The following is a 20,351-nucleotide window of genomic DNA, read 5'->3' as shown; positions in this document are numbered from 1 at the left end:
AGGCTATCCGGCGGCGGCGACGGCGAGATGATCACCCCCCGGGGTGGGAGCGGGGGTGCGGGACCGACGGCCCCGTTCCGCCACGGACGTTCGATCACGGACGTCCGCTCGCAGCCGGCCCAACCACAGGCCCGGACGCCCCCGAGCCGACCCGGGCCCGAGCGGCCGCGCCCTGCCGAGTCGCGCCCGGAGCCACCGGGGCTGGACGGGCCCGGCCTCACCGCACCGAACAGGAACGGCGCGACGCCCCCGCCCCCACGGGTCAGAACGTCTGGCCCTGGGCGGGGCGCCGCCGGGCGGCGTGGACGAGCAGGGCCAGAACGGCGGCGCCGGCCACCAGGAGCACCACGCCCAGGATGATGGCGAAGGGGGTGGACGCGTGCTGCTCGGCGGCGATGGCGTCGTAGTTGCTCGCGGGCGGCCCGCCGCTGCCGGTGATCACCCGCCCGGCGAGCGGTCCGCAGTAGTCGCCGGGGTACATGGTCGAGCTGCCGCACGTGACCGGTCCGTCGTCCGGCAGGCCGAGGTAGAGGCTCAGCCCGCCGAACCCCATGAGGACGAGCGGGGCGGCGAACGCCCACACGTCGAGCTTCTGCTGAGTCATCGTCACTCTCCTTGGCAAGCAGTCGATTTACCGAGTCATTACCCCTTTTCCCGCTCACTCTGTCACGCCCCCGCCGAATGCGGGGCGGCCCGGAGTCGCCGGTGTCCCACCACTCCCGCCCGCCCGGGTCGGTGGTGGACGAACGGCCGGACCGCTCGGCGCGCGGCCCGGTCGGGGAGGCGGGCACGAACGGCGAGCTTCAACTGGGCACTACCCCACCACCCGTAGGACTCGCGGGGTTTCGCCGGGCTGTACCGGTCGCCGCCGTGGAATCATCGGACGCCGGGTGGACGTGGATCGGGAGAAGGGTGGTGGGTGGACGTGGCCGCCGACTGGGAGTGGGACGACTCGTTGTTCTCGGGCACGGCCGCCTACTACCGGCGCGGAAGGCTCCCCTACGCTCCCGGGCTGGCCGATGTGCTCGCCGGGGTTCTGAGGCTCGACGGACGGGGGCGCCTGGTCGACGTGGGGTGCGGTCCTGGCACCCTTGCGGTGGGCCTGGCCGACTTGTTCGGCGAGATCGTCGGTGTGGACCCGGACGGCGGGATGATCGCCGAAGCCGGGCGCGCGGCCGCCGAGGCCGAGGTGGCCTGGAAGGCGCGGTGGGTGCGGGCCCGGGCGGAGGATCTGCCCGCGGGGCTCGGAACGTTCACCGTCGCGACCTTCGGCCAGTCCTTCCACTGGATGGACCGCGGGCCGGTGGCGGCGACCATGCGGGGCATGCTCCGACCGGGGGGCGCACTGGTGCACATCTCGGATCTGAAGACGGAGACCCGTTCCGTGGAGGGCCTTCCGCACCCGGCGGTGCCCGGTGCGGCCGTGGACGCGTTGGTCGGGCGGTACCTGGGGCCGGTCCGACGGGCCGGCCGCGGGGTGCTGCCGCACGGGACGCCCGACGACGAGGCCGCGGTGCTCGCCCGGGCGGGGTTCTCCGGCCTCCAGCGCCATGTCGTCCCCGGTGGGCAGGCGTTGGAGCGTACGCGCGACGAGGTGGTCGCCCAGGTCTTCTCGATGTCGTCCTCGGCCCCGCACCTGTTCGGCGCGCGCCGGGCCGGCTTCGAGGCGGACCTGCTCCGGCTTCTGCGGGAGGTCTCCCCGTCGGGCCTGTTCTCCGAACGGCAGCCGAGCACCGAGGTGTTCGTCTGGTGGAGGGACCGCACCGGGCTGTGATCGCGTCCGACCTCGGGATCGACGCCCCCGAGTTCGACGAGCCGCAGTCCCGCACCCCGCTGCCCTGAGGCGCCGCACTTCCCTCGCCCGGCCACCGCGGCCCGGTCGTGACCAGGCGCTGTCAGGAGCGTTAGTTCTCCTGTGAAGGTGATTGAAGACCGCCGGGTGCGCCGTACGCGCAGTGCGCTGGGTGCGGCGCTGGTCGAGCTCGTGCTCGAGAAGGGGTTCCACACGGTCACGGTGGATCAGCTGGTGGAGCGGGCCGACGTGGGCCGCGCCACGTTCTACGCCCACTACCGGGACAAGGAGGACCTGCTCGTCTGGGTGGTCCGCGACCTCGCGCTGGACCGCGTGCGCTTCATGCCGGCGGTCGAGCAGGCCGACGCCGGGGCCGAGGGGATCGCCGAACTGCCGCTGCTGCACCTGTTCCAGCACGCCGAGCGGGAGCGGCCGGCCTGCCAGGTCATCCTTCGCGGCGAGGGGGACGGCCGGGCGCTGCGGGAGTTCACCGGGATCATCGGCGAGCTGGCCGGGGACGTCTTCCGGAGCCGCTGCCGGCAGGCCGGCGTTCAGCCGCGCGTCCCGCTGGAGGTGGTGGCCCGGGCGTGGACGGGAGAGGTCGTCGGGGTGCTCTCCTGGTGGATCGAGGGCGGCACGGGTCTCAGCGCCGCCGAGGTGACCCGGCACCTGTGCGACTACTCGGCCTACGGCCGGATGTGGGCCTCGGGCCTGTCCGACGCGCCCGCCCTGGGGAGCCGGGAAGCCGCCGCGCCGCCGAGGACGTGAAGAGGAGCGGCGGCTGATCCGGTAGCCCCTTCCGCCGCAGGGTGGTTGCCGGCCTGATCAGTGCCCGGGGTGGGCCGCCGTGGCGGCGAGCGGCTCGCGGCCGGGCTGCGGTACGGGGGTCCGCCCGGGGGCGAGGTAGCGGCTGCGGACCGCGGTGACGATGTCGGCGCTCGCCTGTCCGGTGCCGTAGGGGGAAGGGAGCCTGGCCAGCCGTTCGGCAGCGGCCTCGTCGTCGAGCAAGTCCCTCAGGGTCCGGGCGAGTTCGTGACCGGGCCGGGCGAGGCGGGCGAAGCCGGCCTGCACGGCTTCGGGGCGCTCGGTGGAGTTGCGCACCACCACGAGCGGGCGCTTGAGCACGGTGCACTCTTCCTGGACTCCGCCGGAGTCCGACACCAGCAGGCGGCAGTGCCGGGCCAGGGCGAGGAAGGCGGCGTGGTCCAGTGGCTCGATCTGCCGCAGCCGGGCGATCGAGGCCCGCAGGCCGAACGCGTCGACGGCGGCCTGGGTCCGTGGGTGCAGCGGCAGCAGCACCGGTATGTCCAGGGCGGCGAGTTGGTCGAGGATCTGGGCGAGCCGTGCGGCGTCGTCGGTGTTCTCGGGGCGGTGGATGGTCGCGAGTACGTAGCCGCCCGGGGCGACGGCGTGCTCGGCCACGATGCGGCGGGCCTCGGCTTCGGCGGGCAGGGTCTCCAGGGTCGCCTCGACGACGGTGTTCCCGGTGATCACCACCCGGTGCGGTTCGATGCCCTCGCGCAGGAGGTGCGCGGCCGCGGTCGGGGTGGGCGCGCAGTGCAGGTCGGCGAGCGGGGCGATGAGGCGGCGGTTGGCCTCCTCGGGCATGTCGGGGTCGAAGGAGCGCAGGCCGGCCTCGACATGGACGACGGGGATGCCGGCGCAGTGTGCCGCCAGCGCGCCGGCGGCGGCGGTGTTGGTGTCGCCCTGGACGACGACGGCGGCCGGCGGGCGTGCCGCGAGGTGGTCGCTCAGCGCGCTGACCATGTGGCCGATCTGCCGGCCGCGCGGCTCGCCGCCGACGCCCTTCAGCAGGTGGTGCGGGCGGGGAAGGCCGTACTGCGCGAAGAAGGCGGTGGTGAGGGCCGGGTCCCAGTGCTGGCCGGTCCACACGACGCGGGCCTGGGGGCCCAGGAGGCGGACCACACCGGCGAGTTTGACGATTTCCGGCCGGGTTCCGAGGACCAGGGCGACATCGGTCGAGGACATGGCGCTCCGAAGGGGGCGAGAGGCGGGATGAGGTCGGTGCAGTAACAGCAGACGGTAGGGAGGGGATTCGAAGAAAAGATCAATACATGCCCCTAATGTCACCCAATTGGCCCAATAAAAGCCGGTTCACCCCGGGCGCTATCACCCGTTCGGCGGACAACGATCGGCCCGTCGGGCCGTCAAGGGCGAGGTCAGGGACGGGTGCCGGATGCGCACCCGCCGGGCGGCTCCGGTGCCGGATACCTGGTCACCAGCAGTTCGTGCTCGGCCAATTGAGGCAAATGAGTGATTTCCCCTCAGATGGGCGCGGCACCGGTCAGATCATCCGGCCGATGCAGCAACATACGGGCTGGCCAGATCGGAACAATCCGGTCAGAACGAGAGGAACTGTCCATGTACGGACCCATTACCGGCGGCCTTCCCCCGACTGCGGCCGGCGGCGGCATTCTGGCCTCGACCGGCTCGCCCGGCCTCGGCATCGCGACCGCGGCCGCCACGGCGCTGGTGCTGGTGGGAGTCGTGCTGATCCGGCGCAGCCGGCTGGCCGCCGACACCGCCGACACGGCGGAGCCGACCGATCGGAACCGCGGCGGGGCATAGCCGGCACCAACGCCCGGACACCGGCCACACCTTGTCGTTCCGCCGGGTGCCGGAAAACCGCCCTCGGCCCGCCCCGGAGCCCATTCCGGAGCCCCTACCGGATCAGCCGGCGGTACGGGCCGGGGCGCCGATTCCCGCCACCCGCCCTTCCCCCAGGGGGTTTTCCTCGTGACCGCAGACGCGTACCCGCAACGTTCCCAGCCGTCGCGGCCGGCCCGCTCGCAGGTGTCGCACCCCGGCCGCACCCCGCTGCCCGGCCGGGTGTTCGGTCCGCTGCTGCTGGGTCTGTGCGGGTTCCTGGTCGCCGGCGAGCGCTACTACCGCTTCCACGAGATCGCCGGAGCGCAGTGGCTCGTCTCCCACACGCTGGGCCTGAAGACCATGCTGCTCACGTCCCCCGACGCGCCGGTGCTCTACGCCGGCGACGACGGCGGCTTCGGGCGCGGGATCGCGCTGACCACCGGTTGCAGCAGCGCCCTGCTGATCGCCCCGCTCGCCCTGCTCTCCGGCGTCCTGCTGCTGTTCAGCGCGCGCAGGCCGACGCGGGTCCTGCTGGGCTTCGTCCTGGCGGCCGCCCTGATCGGCGCCACCAACCTGGGGCGCCTGACGTTGATCGTCGCCATGCAGCACCGCTACGGCGACGAGGGATTCGGCTGGACGCACGTCCTGTTCGGCTCGGTGCTGATGATGGCCGCCGCCCTGGTCGCCCTGCTGTTCTTCCTCCACATGATCACCCGAACCTCCACCCACGACGTCGAGGATGGCGCGCCGTGACCCTGCTCGACATCTCCATCTCCCTCTCCTTCGTCCTGGGGGTGAGCTTCCTCGCCTATGTCGCCGTCATCGTGCGCAACTTCCTGCGGGCCCGCCCGGACACCCCGGGTGACCCGACCCGGTTCAGCTGGCACTTCTTCATCCCCTGCCGGGACGAGGAGGCCGTGATCGGCACCACCCTGGACTACCTCGCCCGGCACTTCCCCGAGGCCCGCGTCTGGGTCGTCGACGACCACTCCAACGACCGGACGGCCGAGGTGGTGCGGGCCCGGGCAGGCGCGGGGCAGCCCGTCCAACTGGTCGGCCGCCGGCTGCCGCAGGCACGGACGGGCAAGGGCGACGCCCTGAACGCCGCCTACCAGGCGCTCGAAGCCTGGCTGCCCGGGAACGCCGACGCCGACCGGGTCGTCGTGACCGTCCTGGACGCCGACGGGCGGCCCTCCCCGGGGATGCTGCACTGCTTCGCCGGACCGGCGTTCTTCGGCGACCCGGCCATCGGCGCCGTCCAGGTCGAGGTCCGGATGTCCAACCGCGACGTGGCCGTGCCGCTGCCCGGCCGGGGGCGCCTCGCCAACCGGTTCGCCCGCCTGCTGGCCCGGTTGCAGGACATCGAGTTCCGCGGGCCGATCTCCGCCATGCAGATCACCCGCCGGTACACCCGGACCGTCAACGTGGGCGGCAACGGCCAGGCCAACCGGCTCAGCGCACTGCGCTCGATCGACCAGGGCAGCGCCGAGCCGTGGGGCAGGGCGCTGCTGGAGGACTTCGAGCTCGGCCTGCGGATGATGCTCGGCGGCTGGCGCAACGGCTACACCACGGCCGCCTGGGTGGACCAGGAAGCCCTGTGGAGCGTGCGGCAGTTGATCACCCAGCGGGTCCGCTGGGCACAGGGCGCGATGCAGTGCGCGCCCTATCTGCGCCAGGTCTGGCGATCGCACCGCTTCAGCACGACGGGCTTCCTCGAAGTCCTCTACTTCATGGTCCAGCCCTGGCTCCAGGTCATCGGCCTGGTCGTGTACACCGTGCCGATCGCCGCCTTCGCCTACAACTCGGTCGCCTACCCCGAGTTCGTCCTCTCCTTCCTCAGCCGGGGCGGCGCTCCGCTGATCGCGCTCTACCTGCTCGTGGGGGTCGCCGAGTTCGCCGTCTGGGGGCCGGTGTACCGGCGTCGCAGTGAACCGGGGATCAGCCGCCGGGCCGCGCTCGGCTACGGCCTCGCGCTCGCGGTCTATGCCGCGACCACCTACCTCGTCGCGGTCCGCGCCTTCTGGCGGATCGTGCGGCGCAAGAACTCCTGGCACAAGACGGCCCGCACGGCAGAGCCGCCGCCCGCCGTCCAGGAGATCGCCACCGCCTGACCGACGGAGCTTCTCCCCGGCCGGTGATCCGTGGCCAAAGCCACGACCGGTCGGCGGAGTCGATGACCCGCACCCCACCCGTATCCCGTGACAGATCCAGTGGTCTGCCAACCGAAAGGCCCGACCTGTGAGAACTCGCACCCACGTCCGCGTCCTGGCCGGCACCGCGCTCGCCGCCGGAATCCTCGCCTCCGCCGCCCCGGCGTACGCCGCCCTCCCCTCCCCCGAGGCCGACGCCTATGTCGTCTCCTCGGACGCCCTGAGCGGGCTCGTCGCCGTGTCACCGACGCCGCACTCAACCTACCCGTCGGGCGGCACGCAGACCCTCGTCGGCCTCGACCTCGGACCGTTCAGCACCACTTCCGTGCTCACCGCGACCACCGCCGGCAACCCCGCCGACGGCACCTCGACGGCCTCCGCGACGGTCGACAGGATAGGGCTCGACCTCGGCCTCGCCCAGGCGTCCCTGACCGGCATCAACACCACCTGCAACGCCACCCCCGCCGGGGCCACCGGCAGCGGCACGATCGCGGGCGGGACGGTCACCATCGCCGGGATCCCGACCACCCTCCAGGCCAACGCCCCCGCCAACACCAAGGTCAGCATCCCCGCCATCGGCACGATCATCCTCAACGAGCAGACCACCGACGCCAACGGCGTGCTGACCGTCAACGCCGCCCGCTTCGCCCTGCTGCCGGTCCTGAACGGCGCCAACCTGACCATCGGCCACTCCCAGTGCGGCGGGGCACAGCCCGCCGAATCGGTGCCGATGATCAACCCGGCCGTCGCCGGGGCGACCGGGGGCGTCGCGCTCGCCGGCGTCCTCGGCGCCGTCCACCTGCGCCGCCGGAACGCCCAGGGCACCGCGCCGACCGCCTGACGGGCGGGCGCGCCCGGCGCAGGGAGGGTGTCCGGCCTGAGGTCGTCCCCGGACGACGAGCCGGACACCCTCCCCGGCCTCCGCGTTCGGCCCGGCGGGCGCGCGTCAGCCGGCCGCGTTCCGTCGGGCGAACGCCGGTGCCAGGTGCGTCCAGACGACCAGGACCGCAGCGACCGGGATCATCGCCGTTCCGGCCGCCAGCCCGTCCGCGGCGGCCTTGCTCAGGTGCTCGCGCAGGATGTCCACGAGCAGGAAGGCCACGGCACAGCCGACGATCGTCCCGACCAGCCCTGCCCGGACCGATGGCCGGTGGCGCGCCCACCACCCCCCGGCGTACATGGTCGCCGGTGCCCAGACCGTCAGTCCGGGATCGTCGAACAGGAGCGCCACCAGGTAGGCCCCGCCCAGGAACAGCCAGACACCCGTCAGCAGTCCCAGCGCCTGCCTCACCGAGATCCGGCCTTTCACGGGCCCGCCTTTCTCAACCCCGCCAACGTGGAGGTGCCCAAGGCTACTCAGGGCCGAAGGACCGCACACCGGTCGAGTCCGTCGCAGTCCAGGACAGCGGTGGCCTCGACCTCGACCAGGTGCTCGGGCAGGTCCAGTGCCGCGACACCGATCAGGGTGGCCGGGGGTGCGGGGGCGGTGCCCGGCTTCCCGGCCGCCCGGGCGATGCGGACCTGACGCGCGCGGACTCGCTGGCACGGGAGATCTTCTCGGACGTCGCGAACAAGTGGGCGCTGCTGATCGTCGAGTCCCTCGGCGGCCCTCCGGCGCGCACTGATCTCCCCGCTGTTCCTTGACGTTCGGTTTCTCGGGCCCTCTGCGGGTACGCAGAGGGCCCGAGCAGCTTCAGGAGTGGGAAGTCGGACGGTCGACGGGCCGGCTTCCGGCCCAGAGGTCGCGCATGGCCCCATGCCACGCGTGCGTTCACTACCTCAGGAGTTCGGCGAAGCGATCCAGCGCACGATCGGCACGGTGGCGGTCGCCGGTGGCTGTGAGATCGAACAGCAGACCCCGGAGAACGGCCATGACCAACGTGGGTGTGACGGTGTCGTCAGGGCCGGTGGAGACGTCCCGGAATGTGGCACCGAGGGTGTCGAACCAGTCCGTGATCGCCCGCCCCTGGTCGGGATAGGCCTCGGGGTGGAGCAGGCCGTCGGCGTGCACCTCGAAGAACAGCCGGACGAACGGCGCACGTTCGTCCGCGCTGATCCACGCCCAGATGCCACGCAGCCGCTCCTGCACGGAACCCGTCTCCGGCGGAAGGTGCCCGGCCAGGCGCACCGCACCTCGGCGCCGGGCCTCGGCGAGGACCGCGGCGACCAACTCCTGTTTGCTGCCGAAGTCGTAGAGCAGCATCCGTGGGCTGGTGTCGAGGGCTGCGGCCAGTGGTCGCAGGCTCAGCCCGGCCAACCCGTGCGCCAGCACGTAGTCGGTCGCCCGCGCCAGTGTGCGCTCACGCCGGGTGGGATCTGCGGGTCGCCCCACGGTGGATCTCCTCTCGGAAACCTGAACTGAAACAGCGTCAGCAAATATATGGTACGACTGTTTCAACAACGAGGGGAGACCACCATGCCCACCTTCGACCGAGCACTCGTCCTGGGCCCAGGGAGTCACGTCGGCACGGCCTGGATGGCCGGCCTGGCCTACGGGTTGCGCCGCGACGGCGTGGATCCGGGCGAGGCCGATCTGACCGTCGGCACGTCGAGCGGCGCGATCGTCGGAGCACTGCTCGCCACCGGGCAGAACCCGGGTCGGCTCGCGACTTCGGCTCGCCCGGCAGCTCACCGGCTCAAGGCGGACCCCGAGCGGACGGGCGCGGTGTTCGCCGTGCTCGGCGACCGCAGCCTGGAACCCGGCGAGGCCAGGCGTCGCGTCGGCCGGCTCGCGCTCGACAGCACCGACCCCCAGGCCGATGAGGCGCTGATCGCGGGGCGCGCCGCCTTGATCGGTGCGGACGCGTGGCCGGAGCGGCGACTGCTGATCACCGCCGTGGACGCGACCACCGGTGAGCCCGTGGTGTGGGACCGCGACAGCGGAGTTCCGCTGGTGCACGCGGTGGCGGCGAGCAGCGCCTTCCCCGGAGCCGCGCCGCCCGTCGCCATCGACGGCCGGCGATACATGGACGGTGCGCTGCGTGCGGGCACCAACGCCGATCTCGCGGCCGGTGCCCGCACACTGGTCGTGATCGAGCCGATGGCCCACCTGTTCCCCCGAGAGCCACTCGACCAGCAGCTGGCGGCCGTGGAGGCGGACACCGTGGTGACCATCGGCCCCGATCCGGCCTCGGTGCGCGCTTTCGGCTCGAACCTGGGCGACCTGGCAGCCTGGGAACCGGCCTACCAGGCGGGTCTTCGCCAGGCCGGCGACGTCGCCGCGCGACTCCGCCCCGCGTGGAGGGCGGAAGCCAGTGCGACCTGACCGCCGATCAGGTCGGTGACACGTGGGCGGTGGCAGCCCGGCGGACGAGCCGCCGCGCCGGTCGACCCCTCCGGCAGCACAGCGGCGAGTTGGTCCCAGGGTGGTTCAGCCTGCCATGACGGCAGTACAGGCTCAGGTCTCCCAGGTGATCGCAGAGCGTCGCGACTTCGCGGTCGCCAAGACCGGAGCCCGCACTACCTGCCGCGCGCATCTGCGTGAGCCCTACGCGGGGTTCACGCCCGATCGGTGATCGCACGTTCGGGGCGGCAGCTGCTTCTCGGGCCCTCTGTGGATGCACAGATGGCCCGAGCGGCTTCGGGAGCAGGTGTCAGTGGCCAGGTCAGATTGGCTCTGGCGCGAGTTCCGTGAAAGCCGCCCATGATGATCTTCATTATGCGAGGAGTACGCGCTTGCGGAGGAGGTCGAGCTTGGCTCGGCCGAACATTTGACGCTTGATCATCTTGATGCGGTTGACGTGCCCTTCGACCGGGCCGGAGTTCCAGCGGAGCGTGAGGCCGGCCAGGACCGCGTCCCAGTCCCTGCGCAGGCCGGTCGCGAATCCGCGAAGTTCGGGGAGGTGGCTGGCCTCGGCGTCCGCAGTCCACTGTTCGAGGTCCTCATGGCCGCGGCGGTTGACAAGGACGGTGGCGAAACGGGCGATAAGGTCGCAGGCGTCATCCAGCTCCCGGCAGCGGTCGCGCAGTTCCTTTAACAGGACACGGCCGGCCTCGGGCCGGTTGTCGGGGTGGGTGAGGATCAGCCGGGTCACCTCGCGGATCTTGGGGACCGGCGGGCGGGTGGCTGGCTTGGCGTTGTCTCGCAGCCGGTGCACGAAGCGGCGGACGGTGCGTTCGCTGACGGTCAGGCCGCGTTCGGCGAGTTCGCGGTGGAGGCGCTCGGCGCTGTGGCAGCCTTCGTTGAACCGGGCGATCAGGTAGGCGGCGTGGCCGTCCAGGCTGCTCTGTCGGCCGGTGGGACGGTCGCCGATCAGCTCCTCCGGAGTGGCGGCTCTCATGAACTTCCGCACCGTCTTGGGGTCCAGGGCCAGCTCGGCGACGATCTGGCTGGGTCCCATACCCTTGGCCATCAGAGCGTGGACGAGAGCGTGACGCTCGCGGGTGCGCCGGGCCCGAGGTCCTTCGGGTAGCACCACTTTCTGCTTCGCCGGTGCGGGTGGGACCCACTGCGGGCGCAGACGGGCGACCAGCCGCTCGGCCGCCTGGCCGAGGTTTTGCCAGAGGTGGAACCGGTCGGCGACCTGGGTGGCGGTGCCGGCTCCACGGTCGGCGCCTTCGGCGTAGTAGCTGGCCCGGTCGCGACATATGACCTCGACGCCGGGGTGGGCGGTGAGCCAGGCAGCCAGGGCGTCGGCAGACCGCTCGGGCAGGACATCGACGGGACGGCGGCCCTGAATGTCGATCAGGACCGTGCCGTAGTGATGGCCCTTTCGCAGGGCGAAGTCGTCGACCCCGAGCACGCGAACCTGCCCAGTGAGCGGGTCCGGCAGTGCACGGATCAGGCGTATCAGGGCGTCTCGCCCTATCCCGACTGCCAGGTGCTCGGTGAGCCGGGCACCAGCCCGGCCGCCCAGCGCCAGAGCGACGGCCTCGCGCACCCTCCGCAGCCCCACCGTGCAGCGGCCGTATCGGAACGTCAGCCCCGGGATCTGCTCGGCGAAGGTCCGCTTCCCGCACTCGGCGTTGTCGCAGAAAAAGCGGCGGACCCGCAGGTGCAGTACCAGCTCCTGCCCGCAGACCGCAGTGTCGCCGACCAGCCGCTCGTAACTACTGTGCGCCCGCTCCGACCAGGCTCCACATCCCGCGCATGTCGCCCCTGACGCCCGGCCCCGGGCATGAACACGGACCGACCGGCCAACCGACCTGACCAACTCCACGTGCAGCAGCGCGAACTGAGGGAACAACATGACCAGAAGATCAGTGACAGACACCCGCCATGATCGCCAACCGCGGCCGCCCACATGCGGGCTTCACGGAACTCGTGCCGTAGCAGTCGGTGCCTGTTGGCATCGTGGCCGTTCACGCTCAGCCTAGAAAGGAGGCTGCCAGTCGCCCCAAGACATCGCGTGGCCAGGCGGAGGCCAGTACTCCGAGTAGCCCGCGTAGAACCACTGCCGGCCGATCCATTCGCACTCCGGTATCGGCCCTTCCCAGTCATCGGTGCACCGGTCCTCCCAGCCCCGTCCCACCATCACCGGCCGGGTCAGAGCATTGCCCGCGACCTCCTGCACCCGCAGGACCAAGCCAATGCCGGCGGCCCCGGGGTTGCCCCGCGGACCATAGGACACACCGAGCACCCCACACACGGAAGCGTGCAGAAGGAACCGCTCCAAATCTGCCGGCACGCAGGCCGTCAACTCCCTTCCCCAGAGTGTGACCTGGGGTCCGAAGGCCGCGTCGACCGCGACGCAGAACAGCTGCCCGCGGATGAAGTAGCCGTACACAGCAGGCTCCGCGGGCCTCTCGCCGAACGCGACGCCCAGGGTGTTCGGTTCCGACGGCCCGGCCTGGAAGCGGTGCAGCTCGCTCATGCCCGACAGCGCGGCAGTGACTTCGATGATCGGCATGCCGAACCGCAACGGCCCGACACCGTCCAGGGGCATCAGCTCCCAGTCCGCCCGCGCCCTCCTCAGCACGGCATCCCGGTGCTCTACCGCCGCCATCTGTCCGCCCATCCCCGCCCCACGCCGAGCCCCTGGCTTCGGCACTCTCTCACCCTGGGATTACACCAGATCCAAGATCGTTCACGGAACTCGCGCCAGAGCCAAAAGATCTTGGCCGCTGACAAGCAGGAAGTCGGACGGGCCGACTTCTGGCGCGGTGGGGCCTGAGCCTGGGTCTGGGGTTGAGGCGGCCCGAGTGCCGGGTGACACTGTTGTCGGCCAGGTCTCGGCCGGGGTCACTCACGCTGCGGCGCATGAGATCACGCGGGCCTGGGCGGTGACAGCAGGTGTCGGCCCAGGTGCGATGCCGTCCGCCGACAGGGCAGCATCGTGGACACCCCGAGGAGGAGTGGATGGCCCATCTGGGAGTGACGGTATGCCTGCCGCCCGAGGCCGCGGACGACATCGAGGGGGCGCTCGACGAGGCCCTCGCCCCCTGCTACCTCGACAACGACAGTGACGAACCCGGCGGCCGCGGCACGCCCCGCCCCAGCGCCCCGGGGGTCTGCGCCGAGGACCGCGCGCCCAGCCCGGGCACCGTGATCCCGTACAACAGCAGGAACGGCCGCAGCAGCCCCGTCCCGACCGCGTCCACCGCGTAGCGCGCCCCGCCGCCGGCCTGCACGAATTGACGGGGCGTCGGTCGAGGCATCGTGATCGTCGTCATGCCGCCCATCGCCTTCGCCCGGCCCTCGCGGGTCACGTGAGTTGACGGTCCTCGTCAATCGGGGCAGGCAACGTCGGGCGGTTCGGCGGCCGGGCGGGGGCGCGCCCAGGGGCGCGCGAAGGCGCGCTGGGGCGCGCGGGGGCGAGGGGATGCGCACTCGACAGGTGACGGGCGGCCGACCATTCTCGAACATGCGTGCGTGACCCGTCACCTCAACCCGTGTGAAGGAGCCCTCGTGGAGCGTCAGTTGGAGAACCGGCCGGCCCCGCTGAACCGCCCCCTGGAGTGTCCGGTCAACCGCCCAGTGCTCGTCCTGGACCCCACCGGGCGGGCCCGCGACGCCGAGAGCGCCGAGCTGATCGCGCGCGGGCCCGCCACGCCCGCCGACATCCTCGGGGTGCAGGCGTGGGCCGTGTCCGACCCCGACCTGCTGGAGGCGCTGCTCAAGGACCCGAGGATCGCCAAGAACGGCCCGCAGCACTGGCCCGACTACGGGTCGGTGGCGGCCGGCTGGCCGCTGGCCCTGTGGGTGACGGCCCGCAACATGTCCACGACGGACGTCGAGCACCACCGCCGGCTGCGCCGCCTGGTGAGCGCGGCCTTCACCCCCCGCCAGGTCGCCGCTCTGGCGGACCGGATCGAGGGGATGACGGCCGGGCTGATCGACACGATCGCCACCGCCGGCACCGGCGGGGCGCCGGTGGACCTGCGGCAGCACCTGGCCCGCGCGCTGCCGATCCTGGTCATCGCCCACCTGCTCGGACTGCCCGACGAACTGCGCGACGGCTTCAGCCGGCACGTCGACGGGGTCTTCGACACCACCCTCACCCCGGAGGAGTCCCAGGCCAACAACGTGGCCCTCTACACGGTGATCGCGACGCTGGTCGCCACCAAGCGCGAGCAGCCCGGCGACGACATGACCTCCCTGCTGATCGCCGCCCGCGACACCGAGGGCGACGGCAGCGCCCTCACCGAGGAGGAACTGCTCGACACCGTCATGCTGGTGGTCGCCGCCGGCTACGAGACCACCGTCAACCTGATCGACAACTCCATCTCCCTGCTGCTCACCCACCCCGACCAGCTCGGCCTGGTGCGCGCCGGCAAGGCGGGCTGGGACGACGTGGTCGAGGAGTCGCTGCGCCGGGAGGCGCCCCTGGCGCACCTTCCGATGCGCTACGCCCTGGAGGACATCGAGCTGCCGGGCGGGGTGACCGTCCGCCGGGGCGATGCGATCCTGGCCTCCTACGCCGCCGCCGGCCGCCACCCCGCGCGGCACGGCGACAGCGGCGCGGAATTCGACGTCACCCGGGACGTCAAGGACCACCTCGCCTTCGGGCACGGCCCGCACTTCTGCCTCGGCGCACCGCTGGCCCGCCTGGAGGCCCGCACGGCACTGCGCGCACTGTTCGAGCGTTTCCCGCACCTGGTACTCGTCCCGGGCGTCGAGCTGGAGCCGGTCGACTCGCTGATCTCCAACGGGCACCGCACCCTGCCGGTCCTCCTGGGTGGCCCGGACCGGGCCTAGCTTGATCTTGAGCACCGGCCTCGAACGGCCTGTCGAACTTGTTCACTCGTATCGTTGACTGCCCCAAACGGAAGCGGCCTTCGCCTGATCATGCGCTCCGGCCAAGGAACACACATGATCAGCACGAAGGCCGTGGAGATGAGTCTGCTGCACAGCGGCGTCCAGCAGGACGCGTTCGCCGAACTGTCACGCTTCCGATGTGAGGTCGTCACCGAGCGTCGCGGGACCACGGGGATTCTGCCGCCGGGGCGTCGTGGGAGGGAGCGACATGGGCCTGTTCGCTGTGCGGTCACCTCAGGAGCTTCGCCACGTCGAGCTCCGCCGGCAGCGGTGTTTCCTGGGCGCCCGAAGATGTGTCTGACCAGCTCGTCAGGCTCGGCACCATGCCTGCTGATCACCACCACACATGCGCGTGCCGCACAGAACACCAGGACGGCCCGCCGCTGTCCTATGGGGCTCCCGCTCCGGTGGTCTGGAAACCCCGGTACTCCCGGCGCCGGGACAGCGAGCTGACCGCCGACCAGTGCATGATCAAAGGTCGGCACTTCTTCGTTCACGGCCTGATCGAGATACCGGTGCGCGACAGCGGCGACACGTTCTCCTGGGGTGTCTGGGTCTCCTTGAGCGAGGAGAACTTCACCCGGACGCACGATTTGTGGGACGACCCGGCACGCGAGCAGGAGCCCCCGTACTTTGGCTGGCTCTCCACCGAGCTGCCCGTCTATCAGCACTCCACTCTCCAGCTCAAGACCCACGTCCACACCCGCGCCGTTGGTCAGCGTCCGCTGATCGAACTGGAACCCACCGACCACCCCCTCGCGATCGAGCAGCGCGAAGGCATAACTACCGGCCGCGTGAGGGAAGTCGCGGACTTGCTCCTCCGAGGCTGACAGTTTCCGGTCCGGACCCGATCGGGGGGCGTCGTCAGCAGCGGGTAGGCCGTGGAGTTCCCCATGCCCGAGGGTCTGCCGTAGCCGTGACCCGGGAAAGGCAGCGGACCGCCCTGACCTCGACGGTCAGTTCACCAATCGGTTGACGCACGGCTACGACGGGACGGCTCGCGTCGGCCGGAGTTCACGCCGGATCAGCGGTCGCACGTTCGGGGGGCGGCAGCGGTTTCCCGGGCCCTCTGTGGACGCGCAGAGGGCCCGGACGGCTTCGGGAGCGGGAAGTCGGACGGGCCGACTTCTGGCGCAGGGGCGCCTGGGGTCCAGCGGTCACCGACGGCGCGCCGATGACCCTGTGCGAGGAGCACGGCTCCGGCCTCGGCAGCTACTGCCGGGTCGCCGAAGCCGTGGTCGCGTTGCTGCACTGGTTCCGCCGCCCGCGCATCCGCCGGGGGATCCGCGACGACATCCACGAAGCCTTCCTTGCCCTGGGCTGCGCCGTCATCTGCCGGCGACGACTGCGCGACACGCCTTGCCAGGAACCCTTGGCACTTACTCGCAGCCGTTGGATCTCAGCACGTCGACCTCGCAGCCCGGCGCGGACGGGTCGAAGCCGTGCTCGGCCAGCCAGCGGACCGCCAGCAGGCTTCGCAGCGACCACCACGCGCGGATCACGTCGAGGTCGACGTCGGTGCCGTAGCCGGCGACGACGTCGCCAAGGTGCTCCTCGTGTCCGAGCGTCAGGACGGCGAGGTCGAACAGGGCATCGCCCCGGCTCGCCTCGGACCAGTCGATCACGCCGGTGATCTCGTCACCGTCGACGAACATGTGGGCGACCTGCAAGTCGCCGTGCGTGAACACCGGTGTCCACGGCCGCAACGCACCCTCGGCGACGCGGCGGTTGCGCGTGACCAGGTCGGCGGGAAGGACACCGTTCGTGACGAGCCAGGCGCATTCGACGTCGAGGGCCGATGCGAGTTCGTCAGGGCTACGACCGGGCCATGGCGGCAGCGGCGCGTCGTGCAGCGTCCGTGCGGCGGCACCCGCCGCGGCCCACGCCGCCGGCGACGCGGTCGACGGCTCGCCGAGGCGGCCGAGTGCCGTGCCCGGGAGGGCGGCGAGCGCGAGCACGGGCGGCTTCCGCCACAGGACCTCCGGAGTCGGGACCGGCGCCATGGCCATCGCCTCGATCTCGACGTCGGTGCGCATCTGGTCAGCGTCGATCTTCAGGAACACGTCGCCGACGCGCAGGGTCGCGCGCTCCTGATGGGCGACGACCACCTCGACCTTCTCCATGTCGACCATTATCGCGGGACGCCCGCCGATGTCACCGGGGTTTATCGCGGGCGATCGCACGGCTGACCACGTCCCGCCGCCCTGCGGCCTCACGCACGACACCGACCACGGACCAGGTCAAGTCCACCACCTGCCAGGAGTCCCAAGAGCGGTAGGGGAAGCTTTGTCTGACCCACGGTCATGGATGGAGCAGAGCGCGCTTTCGCAGGAGGTCGAAGCCCGCGCGGCCGTACGTCGGGCTCGGCACCTGTTTGGCAGAAGTCTGCCGCTCACACGATGTGCCGGCGCAGATCAACCGCCGGACGTGCAGACGCAACAGCGTTCGTCGGCCTACCCGACCGACGACATCCTCACGTCCGCGGCCGCCGGAAACAGCACCCCCTCCAGTCGGACCACCACCTCGTTCACGGGCCAGAAGTGTCAACGGCAGGACAGCCGGGGGGATCGGCCATCACGCAGCGCGAGCCTCCGCCCGCCGAAGACGGACAGCGGCCTCCCGGGCCCTCTGCGGGTGCGCAGAGGGCCCGAACGGCTTCCGGAGTGGGAAGTCGGACGGGCCGACTTCTGGCTCAGTGGGGTCTGGGGCGGGGTCTGGGGTTGAGGCGGCCCGGGTGCCAGGTGGCGTTGCGGCCGGCGGCTTCGCGGTAGGCGATGCGCTGGACGGCGGTGAGGAGGCGGTAGAGGTTGAGGGCGACGTCGGACTCGTCGGCCTCGTAACCGAGTTCGTACAGGAAGGCTTCGAGTTCGGGCCAGTCGAAGTCGTCCGGGACGACGGGCCCGCACGGGTGGTCGGCGTACGCGTCGAAGGCGGCGGCGACGGCGTAGTGCGCGGCGGCGAGGGCGTTGGCGAGCGGGGGCGGCACTTCGGGCATGAGGGTGCCCTTCAGGGAGGGTGGTGCACCGGGGGGGTTGGGGGGGTGAGGGCGGCTGGGGCGGCAGCCGCCCTGGGGTGGGGTCGATCAGCCCGGTATGCCCTGGTTGGGCTCGTCCTCGTCGGGCCTTGCAACGTTGAGGGCGGTGATGACGCCGAGGACGACGGTGAGGATGGCGAGGGCGAGGAGGACCGCGAAGGCGGTGGCGACGAGGAAGCCGGCGGTGCCGGGCCTCATCGGCGGATTCCGAGGACGCGGGTGCCGAGGTGGGCGGCGAGGCCGTGAAGGAGCTCTTCGGCCTGGTCGCGGGTGAGCGGGAAGGCGAGCTGTTCGCCGGGGCCCGCGTGGACGTCGAGGTCAACGGCGAGGCGGAGCTGGACGGTGGCGTCGGGGACGTGTTCGACGGTGAGGTAGGGGACGGTGGTGCGCTCGACGTGCACGGCCTGGGTGGAGGCGAGGGGGATCACGACTCCCACGGGTCACCGCCCCGCCCGGCGTCGAGGAGGAGGTTCAGGAGGTTGAGGAGAGTGGTGGACGGCGCGGTGCCGAAGTTGACGAGGACCCGGCCGTCCATGGTCCGGTCCGTGGTGGCGGACGGGAAGATGATGCCGAACTTGCGGCCGCGCTCGTGGACTTCGGCGATCAGGCTGGTGATCTGGGCCTCGGTGTAGACACGGGTGCGCGGGTCGGTGGGCTTGATCGGGTGGCGGCCGCGGCTGTCGTTCACGCGGCGGCGTCCAGCTCGAACCAGACGATTTTGCCCTTTTTGCGGGGGTTTGTGCCGAAACGGTGGGTGAGCTCGCGGACCAGGTGCAGGCCCCGGCCGGACTGCGCGTACGAGTCGGTCGGCTCGCGCGGCTCGGGGAGGTCCGGGCTGTCGTCGCAGACCGGGACGCGGAGGGTGCGGTTCAGGAGCAGGACGACCACGAGGGGCGCGGAGCTTCCGGCGTGCTTCCAAGCGTTGACAAACAGCTCATGAAGGGCGAGCTCGGCGTCGTAGATGGTGTCGTCCGGCCACCCGGCGCCGGTCAGGGCCTCGCGCAACTCGGTGCGGGCGGCGGACCAGTCGGGCGGTTCGGGCAGGTTGAAGGCACACATAGGGGACCTCCGTGGGGATGTGAGGGGTGGTTCACCGGCGGAGATGGGTCGCCGTGAGCCAGGCCAGGGCGGGACTGGCGAATGTCACGCGTGGCTGCTCTGCGGTGCGCGGGCAGAAGGCGCCTACTGCCCTTGTTACAGGCGTTACTGACGCTCCGTCGTGTGATCGGTGCAACACTGAGAGTAGGGCAGTAAGTTCCACGCGTGCAACACGATCGCGGAGAATGCGCCCCGAGGTTGGATAGTCTCACTCGTGCGAGTGGTGCTGGTGGGTCTCGCGACGCGAGACTGGCCCGACACGGAAGGAAGCCCCTTGGCACTCAGGACCCAAATCAGCGAGCGGCAGCGACGATTCGGCGCTGAGCTGAGGAGACTGCGTGAGGCCGCCGGACTAGCGGTGAAGGACGCCGGGGCCCTCATCGGCATGGGTGGCCCACAGCTCAGTCACATCGAGGCCGCACGCACGGGACTCGACCCGACACGGCTTGCGACTTTGCTGGATGGCTATGGGTGCACGGGTGAGACCTATGTCGCCATCCTGCGTGAGCTCGGAGCCGGCGATGGCAAGGGCTGGTGGACAGCGTTCAAGGGTCAGGTGCCGGGAGTCGCCCTCGACCTGGCCGAGATCGAAAACCGTGTGACCTACCTGTGCAACTACGAGACGCTCTATGTCCCCGGGCTGCTTCAGCTGCCTGGCTACGTGGAAGCCGTCTACGAAGACTCCTATCGTGACGGCAAACGGGACACCGCCGCTGCCGTCCGGTTCCGGGTAGAACGGCAGAGGATCTTGACCGATGAGAAGCATCGGCAGTTCCGGTTCGTCATCCATGAGGCTGCCCTGCGGATGAGGTTCCCGGGAGACACCGTGATGAGGGAACAACTGCTTCATCTACTTGACGTTGCAGAGCTTCCCAACGTCAGCATCCAAGTGCTTCCGTTCGCCGCAGCGAAGAACCCGCCATACTCGAACTCGTTCGCACTCTGCGACCCTGGTTGCACACAGCTCTCGACGGTCATTCTGGATGTTCCCGGGGGTACCGAATATCTTGGTGATCCGGAGGACATTCAGGCCTACCACAGAAGGTTCCAACAGCTCAGCGACCTTGCTCTTCCAGCTGTCGACACCAGGAAGTCCTTGCGTGAACTCCCGTCCCGTGACTCATGGGGGCTACTTCACCATCTTCTCTACCTGCTCCAGTCCTGAAAGGCGTTAGATGTCTCATCTCCTCTGGCAGAAGTCGTCGTTCAGTGGGCCGGATGACGGCAACAACTGTCTCGAACTTGCCGTTGGAGCAGGCGATGTCCGCCACCTCCGCGAGTCAGACGATCCTGGCGTCATCCTCACCACCAGTGCCGTCAAGCTTCAGGCCTTCCTCCTTGCTGCGAAGGCTGGCGAGTTCGACCACCTTGTCTGACCTTGTCGTTTTACCTCCGGTGATCGGCTTGAGGTTGTTCGATCTGGTCACCCACATGGGGATCTGCCGGACACGGCGACGACCTCCGTTTCAC

The 20,351-nt window shown here is 70.8% G+C and carries 24 protein-coding genes and 1 pseudogene; 13 read left to right on the top strand and 12 right to left on the bottom strand.

Annotation, left to right across the window (positions count from 1 at the left end):
- Positions 1-262: 262 nt before the first annotated feature.
- The gene (locus tag ACIQIB_RS34435; protein WP_363606879.1) at positions 263-604 is read right to left on the bottom strand and encodes a hypothetical protein; all 342 of its coding nucleotides are present in this window, start codon (positions 602-604) and stop codon (positions 263-265) included.
- 321 nt (positions 605-925) lie between these two features.
- Between ACIQIB_RS34435 and ACIQIB_RS34430 the strand changes: the two genes are divergently transcribed.
- Both ACIQIB_RS34430 and ACIQIB_RS34425 read left to right on the top strand, forming a co-directional pair.
- Entirely contained in the window at positions 926-1,774 is an 849-nt protein-coding gene (locus ACIQIB_RS34430; RefSeq protein WP_400762890.1) for a class I SAM-dependent methyltransferase, read from the top strand.
- Between the two features lie 141 nt (positions 1,775-1,915).
- The gene (locus ACIQIB_RS34425; RefSeq protein ID WP_400762845.1) at positions 1,916-2,560 is read left to right on the top strand and encodes a TetR/AcrR family transcriptional regulator; all 645 of its coding nucleotides are present in this window, start codon (positions 1,916-1,918) and stop codon (positions 2,558-2,560) included.
- Positions 2,561-2,617: 57 nt separating this feature from the next.
- Here ACIQIB_RS34425 and wecB read toward each other — a convergent pair whose 3' ends face one another.
- Positions 2,618-3,781, bottom strand: a complete 1,164-nt coding sequence (gene wecB / locus ACIQIB_RS34420; RefSeq protein WP_363606876.1) for a non-hydrolyzing UDP-N-acetylglucosamine 2-epimerase — start codon at positions 3,779-3,781, stop codon at positions 2,618-2,620.
- A gap of 393 nt (positions 3,782-4,174) precedes the next feature.
- Between wecB and ACIQIB_RS34415 the strand changes: the two genes are divergently transcribed.
- From ACIQIB_RS34415 to ACIQIB_RS34400, 4 genes are all read left to right on the top strand, one after another.
- Positions 4,175-4,381, top strand: a complete 207-nt coding sequence (locus ACIQIB_RS34415) for a hypothetical protein (RefSeq protein WP_363606875.1) — start codon at positions 4,175-4,177, stop codon at positions 4,379-4,381.
- A 168-nt stretch (positions 4,382-4,549) separates the two neighbouring features.
- On the top strand, positions 4,550-5,155 hold the full coding sequence (locus ACIQIB_RS34410; RefSeq protein ID WP_363606874.1) for an archaeosortase/exosortase family protein: 606 nt from the start codon (positions 4,550-4,552) through the stop codon (positions 5,153-5,155).
- Positions 5,152-6,513 carry a glycosyltransferase family 2 protein gene (locus tag ACIQIB_RS34405; RefSeq protein ID WP_400762844.1) on the top strand — a complete coding sequence of 454 codons (1,362 nt, stop codon included), beginning with the start codon at positions 5,152-5,154 and terminating at the stop codon, positions 6,511-6,513. The genes ACIQIB_RS34410 and ACIQIB_RS34405 overlap by 4 nt, the downstream gene beginning before the upstream one ends.
- A 127-nt stretch (positions 6,514-6,640) precedes the next feature.
- A complete protein-coding gene (locus ACIQIB_RS34400; protein WP_400762842.1) occupies positions 6,641-7,393 on the top strand; it encodes a choice-of-anchor P family protein in 753 nt (250 codons plus the stop codon).
- Between the two features lie 105 nt (positions 7,394-7,498).
- Here the strand turns inward: ACIQIB_RS34400 and ACIQIB_RS34395 are convergent, their stop codons facing one another.
- Positions 7,499-7,861 (bottom strand): hypothetical protein, encoded by a 363-nt coding sequence (locus ACIQIB_RS34395; protein ID WP_400657092.1) that lies wholly within the window; start codon positions 7,859-7,861, stop codon positions 7,499-7,501.
- A 212-nt stretch (positions 7,862-8,073) separates the two neighbouring features.
- On the opposite strand from ACIQIB_RS34395, the pseudogene ACIQIB_RS34390 reads away from it, so the two are divergent.
- Positions 8,074-8,157, top strand: a pseudogene (locus tag ACIQIB_RS34390) (transcriptional regulator); the annotation flags it as partial.
- Between the two features lie 169 nt (positions 8,158-8,326).
- On the opposite strand, the gene ACIQIB_RS34385 reads toward ACIQIB_RS34390, so the two are convergent.
- Positions 8,327-8,884 carry a TetR/AcrR family transcriptional regulator gene (locus ACIQIB_RS34385; protein ID WP_363606868.1) on the bottom strand — a complete coding sequence of 186 codons (558 nt, stop codon included), beginning with the start codon at positions 8,882-8,884 and terminating at the stop codon, positions 8,327-8,329.
- A gap of 84 nt (positions 8,885-8,968) precedes the next feature.
- On the opposite strand from ACIQIB_RS34385, the gene ACIQIB_RS34380 reads away from it, so the two are divergent.
- Positions 8,969-9,817, top strand: coding sequence for a patatin-like phospholipase family protein (locus ACIQIB_RS34380; RefSeq protein WP_400762840.1), 849 nt, complete (start codon positions 8,969-8,971; stop codon positions 9,815-9,817).
- 391 nt (positions 9,818-10,208) lie between these two features.
- On the opposite strand, the gene ACIQIB_RS34375 is transcribed toward ACIQIB_RS34380, so the two are convergent.
- Together ACIQIB_RS34375 and ACIQIB_RS34370 are read right to left on the bottom strand one after the other, a co-directional pair.
- A complete protein-coding gene (locus ACIQIB_RS34375) occupies positions 10,209-11,741 on the bottom strand; it encodes an ISL3 family transposase (protein ID WP_400762838.1) in 1,533 nt (510 codons plus the stop codon).
- Between the two features lie 123 nt (positions 11,742-11,864).
- Complete coding sequence (locus ACIQIB_RS34370) at positions 11,865-12,509, bottom strand: hypothetical protein (RefSeq protein ID WP_400762836.1); 645 nt, start codon at positions 12,507-12,509, stop codon at positions 11,865-11,867.
- Between the two features lie 341 nt (positions 12,510-12,850).
- On the opposite strand from ACIQIB_RS34370, the gene ACIQIB_RS34365 reads away from it, so the two are divergent.
- From ACIQIB_RS34365 to ACIQIB_RS34355, 3 genes are all read left to right on the top strand, one after another.
- On the top strand, positions 12,851-13,099 hold the full coding sequence (locus tag ACIQIB_RS34365) for a hypothetical protein (RefSeq protein ID WP_400762834.1): 249 nt from the start codon (positions 12,851-12,853) through the stop codon (positions 13,097-13,099).
- A 345-nt stretch (positions 13,100-13,444) separates the two neighbouring features.
- On the top strand, positions 13,445-14,689 hold the full coding sequence (locus tag ACIQIB_RS34360) for a cytochrome P450 (protein WP_400762889.1): 1,245 nt from the start codon (positions 13,445-13,447) through the stop codon (positions 14,687-14,689).
- A 383-nt stretch (positions 14,690-15,072) separates the two neighbouring features.
- Positions 15,073-15,579: a DUF2199 domain-containing protein gene (locus ACIQIB_RS34355; RefSeq protein ID WP_400762832.1), complete on the top strand. Its 507-nt coding sequence runs from the start codon at positions 15,073-15,075 to the stop codon at positions 15,577-15,579.
- A gap of 549 nt (positions 15,580-16,128) precedes the next feature.
- Here the strand turns inward: ACIQIB_RS34355 and ACIQIB_RS34350 are convergent.
- From ACIQIB_RS34350 to ACIQIB_RS34325, 6 genes are all read right to left on the bottom strand, one after another.
- A complete protein-coding gene (locus ACIQIB_RS34350) occupies positions 16,129-16,872 on the bottom strand; it encodes a phosphotransferase family protein (protein WP_400762830.1) in 744 nt (247 codons plus the stop codon).
- A 569-nt stretch (positions 16,873-17,441) separates the two neighbouring features.
- Positions 17,442-17,744 carry a hypothetical protein gene (locus tag ACIQIB_RS34345; RefSeq protein WP_363606857.1) on the bottom strand — a complete coding sequence of 101 codons (303 nt, stop codon included), beginning with the start codon at positions 17,742-17,744 and terminating at the stop codon, positions 17,442-17,444.
- Positions 17,745-17,831: 87 nt separating this feature from the next.
- On the bottom strand, positions 17,832-17,981 hold the full coding sequence (locus tag ACIQIB_RS34340; RefSeq protein WP_400762828.1) for a hypothetical protein: 150 nt from the start codon (positions 17,979-17,981) through the stop codon (positions 17,832-17,834).
- Positions 17,978-18,211 carry a hypothetical protein gene (locus ACIQIB_RS34335; protein ID WP_400762826.1) on the bottom strand — a complete coding sequence of 78 codons (234 nt, stop codon included), beginning with the start codon at positions 18,209-18,211 and terminating at the stop codon, positions 17,978-17,980. Before ACIQIB_RS34335 ends, ACIQIB_RS34340 begins: the two co-directional genes overlap by 4 nt.
- Positions 18,208-18,471 carry a hypothetical protein gene (locus ACIQIB_RS34330; RefSeq protein ID WP_400762824.1) on the bottom strand — a complete coding sequence of 88 codons (264 nt, stop codon included), beginning with the start codon at positions 18,469-18,471 and terminating at the stop codon, positions 18,208-18,210. The genes ACIQIB_RS34335 and ACIQIB_RS34330 overlap by 4 nt, the downstream gene beginning before the upstream one ends.
- Positions 18,468-18,842 carry an ATP-binding protein gene (locus ACIQIB_RS34325; protein WP_400762822.1) on the bottom strand — a complete coding sequence of 125 codons (375 nt, stop codon included), beginning with the start codon at positions 18,840-18,842 and terminating at the stop codon, positions 18,468-18,470. Before ACIQIB_RS34325 ends, ACIQIB_RS34330 begins: the two co-directional genes overlap by 4 nt.
- Positions 18,843-19,155: 313 nt before the next feature.
- Here ACIQIB_RS34325 and ACIQIB_RS34320 point away from each other — a divergent pair, with 313 nt between their 5' ends.
- Positions 19,156-20,046 (top strand): helix-turn-helix domain-containing protein, encoded by an 891-nt coding sequence (locus tag ACIQIB_RS34320; protein WP_400762820.1) that lies wholly within the window; start codon positions 19,156-19,158, stop codon positions 20,044-20,046.
- 10 nt (positions 20,047-20,056) lie between these two features.
- Complete coding sequence (locus ACIQIB_RS34315; protein ID WP_400762818.1) at positions 20,057-20,257, top strand: DUF397 domain-containing protein; 201 nt, start codon at positions 20,057-20,059, stop codon at positions 20,255-20,257.
- The last annotated feature ends 94 nt before the right edge of the window (positions 20,258-20,351 follow it).

It is taken from the genome of Kitasatospora sp. NPDC092286 (genome assembly GCF_044755565.1).
GTDB lineage: Bacteria > Actinomycetota > Actinomycetes > Streptomycetales > Streptomycetaceae > Kitasatospora.
The sequence above is the reverse complement of the archived record's forward strand: the minus strand, read 5'-3'. Positions and strand labels throughout refer to the sequence as shown.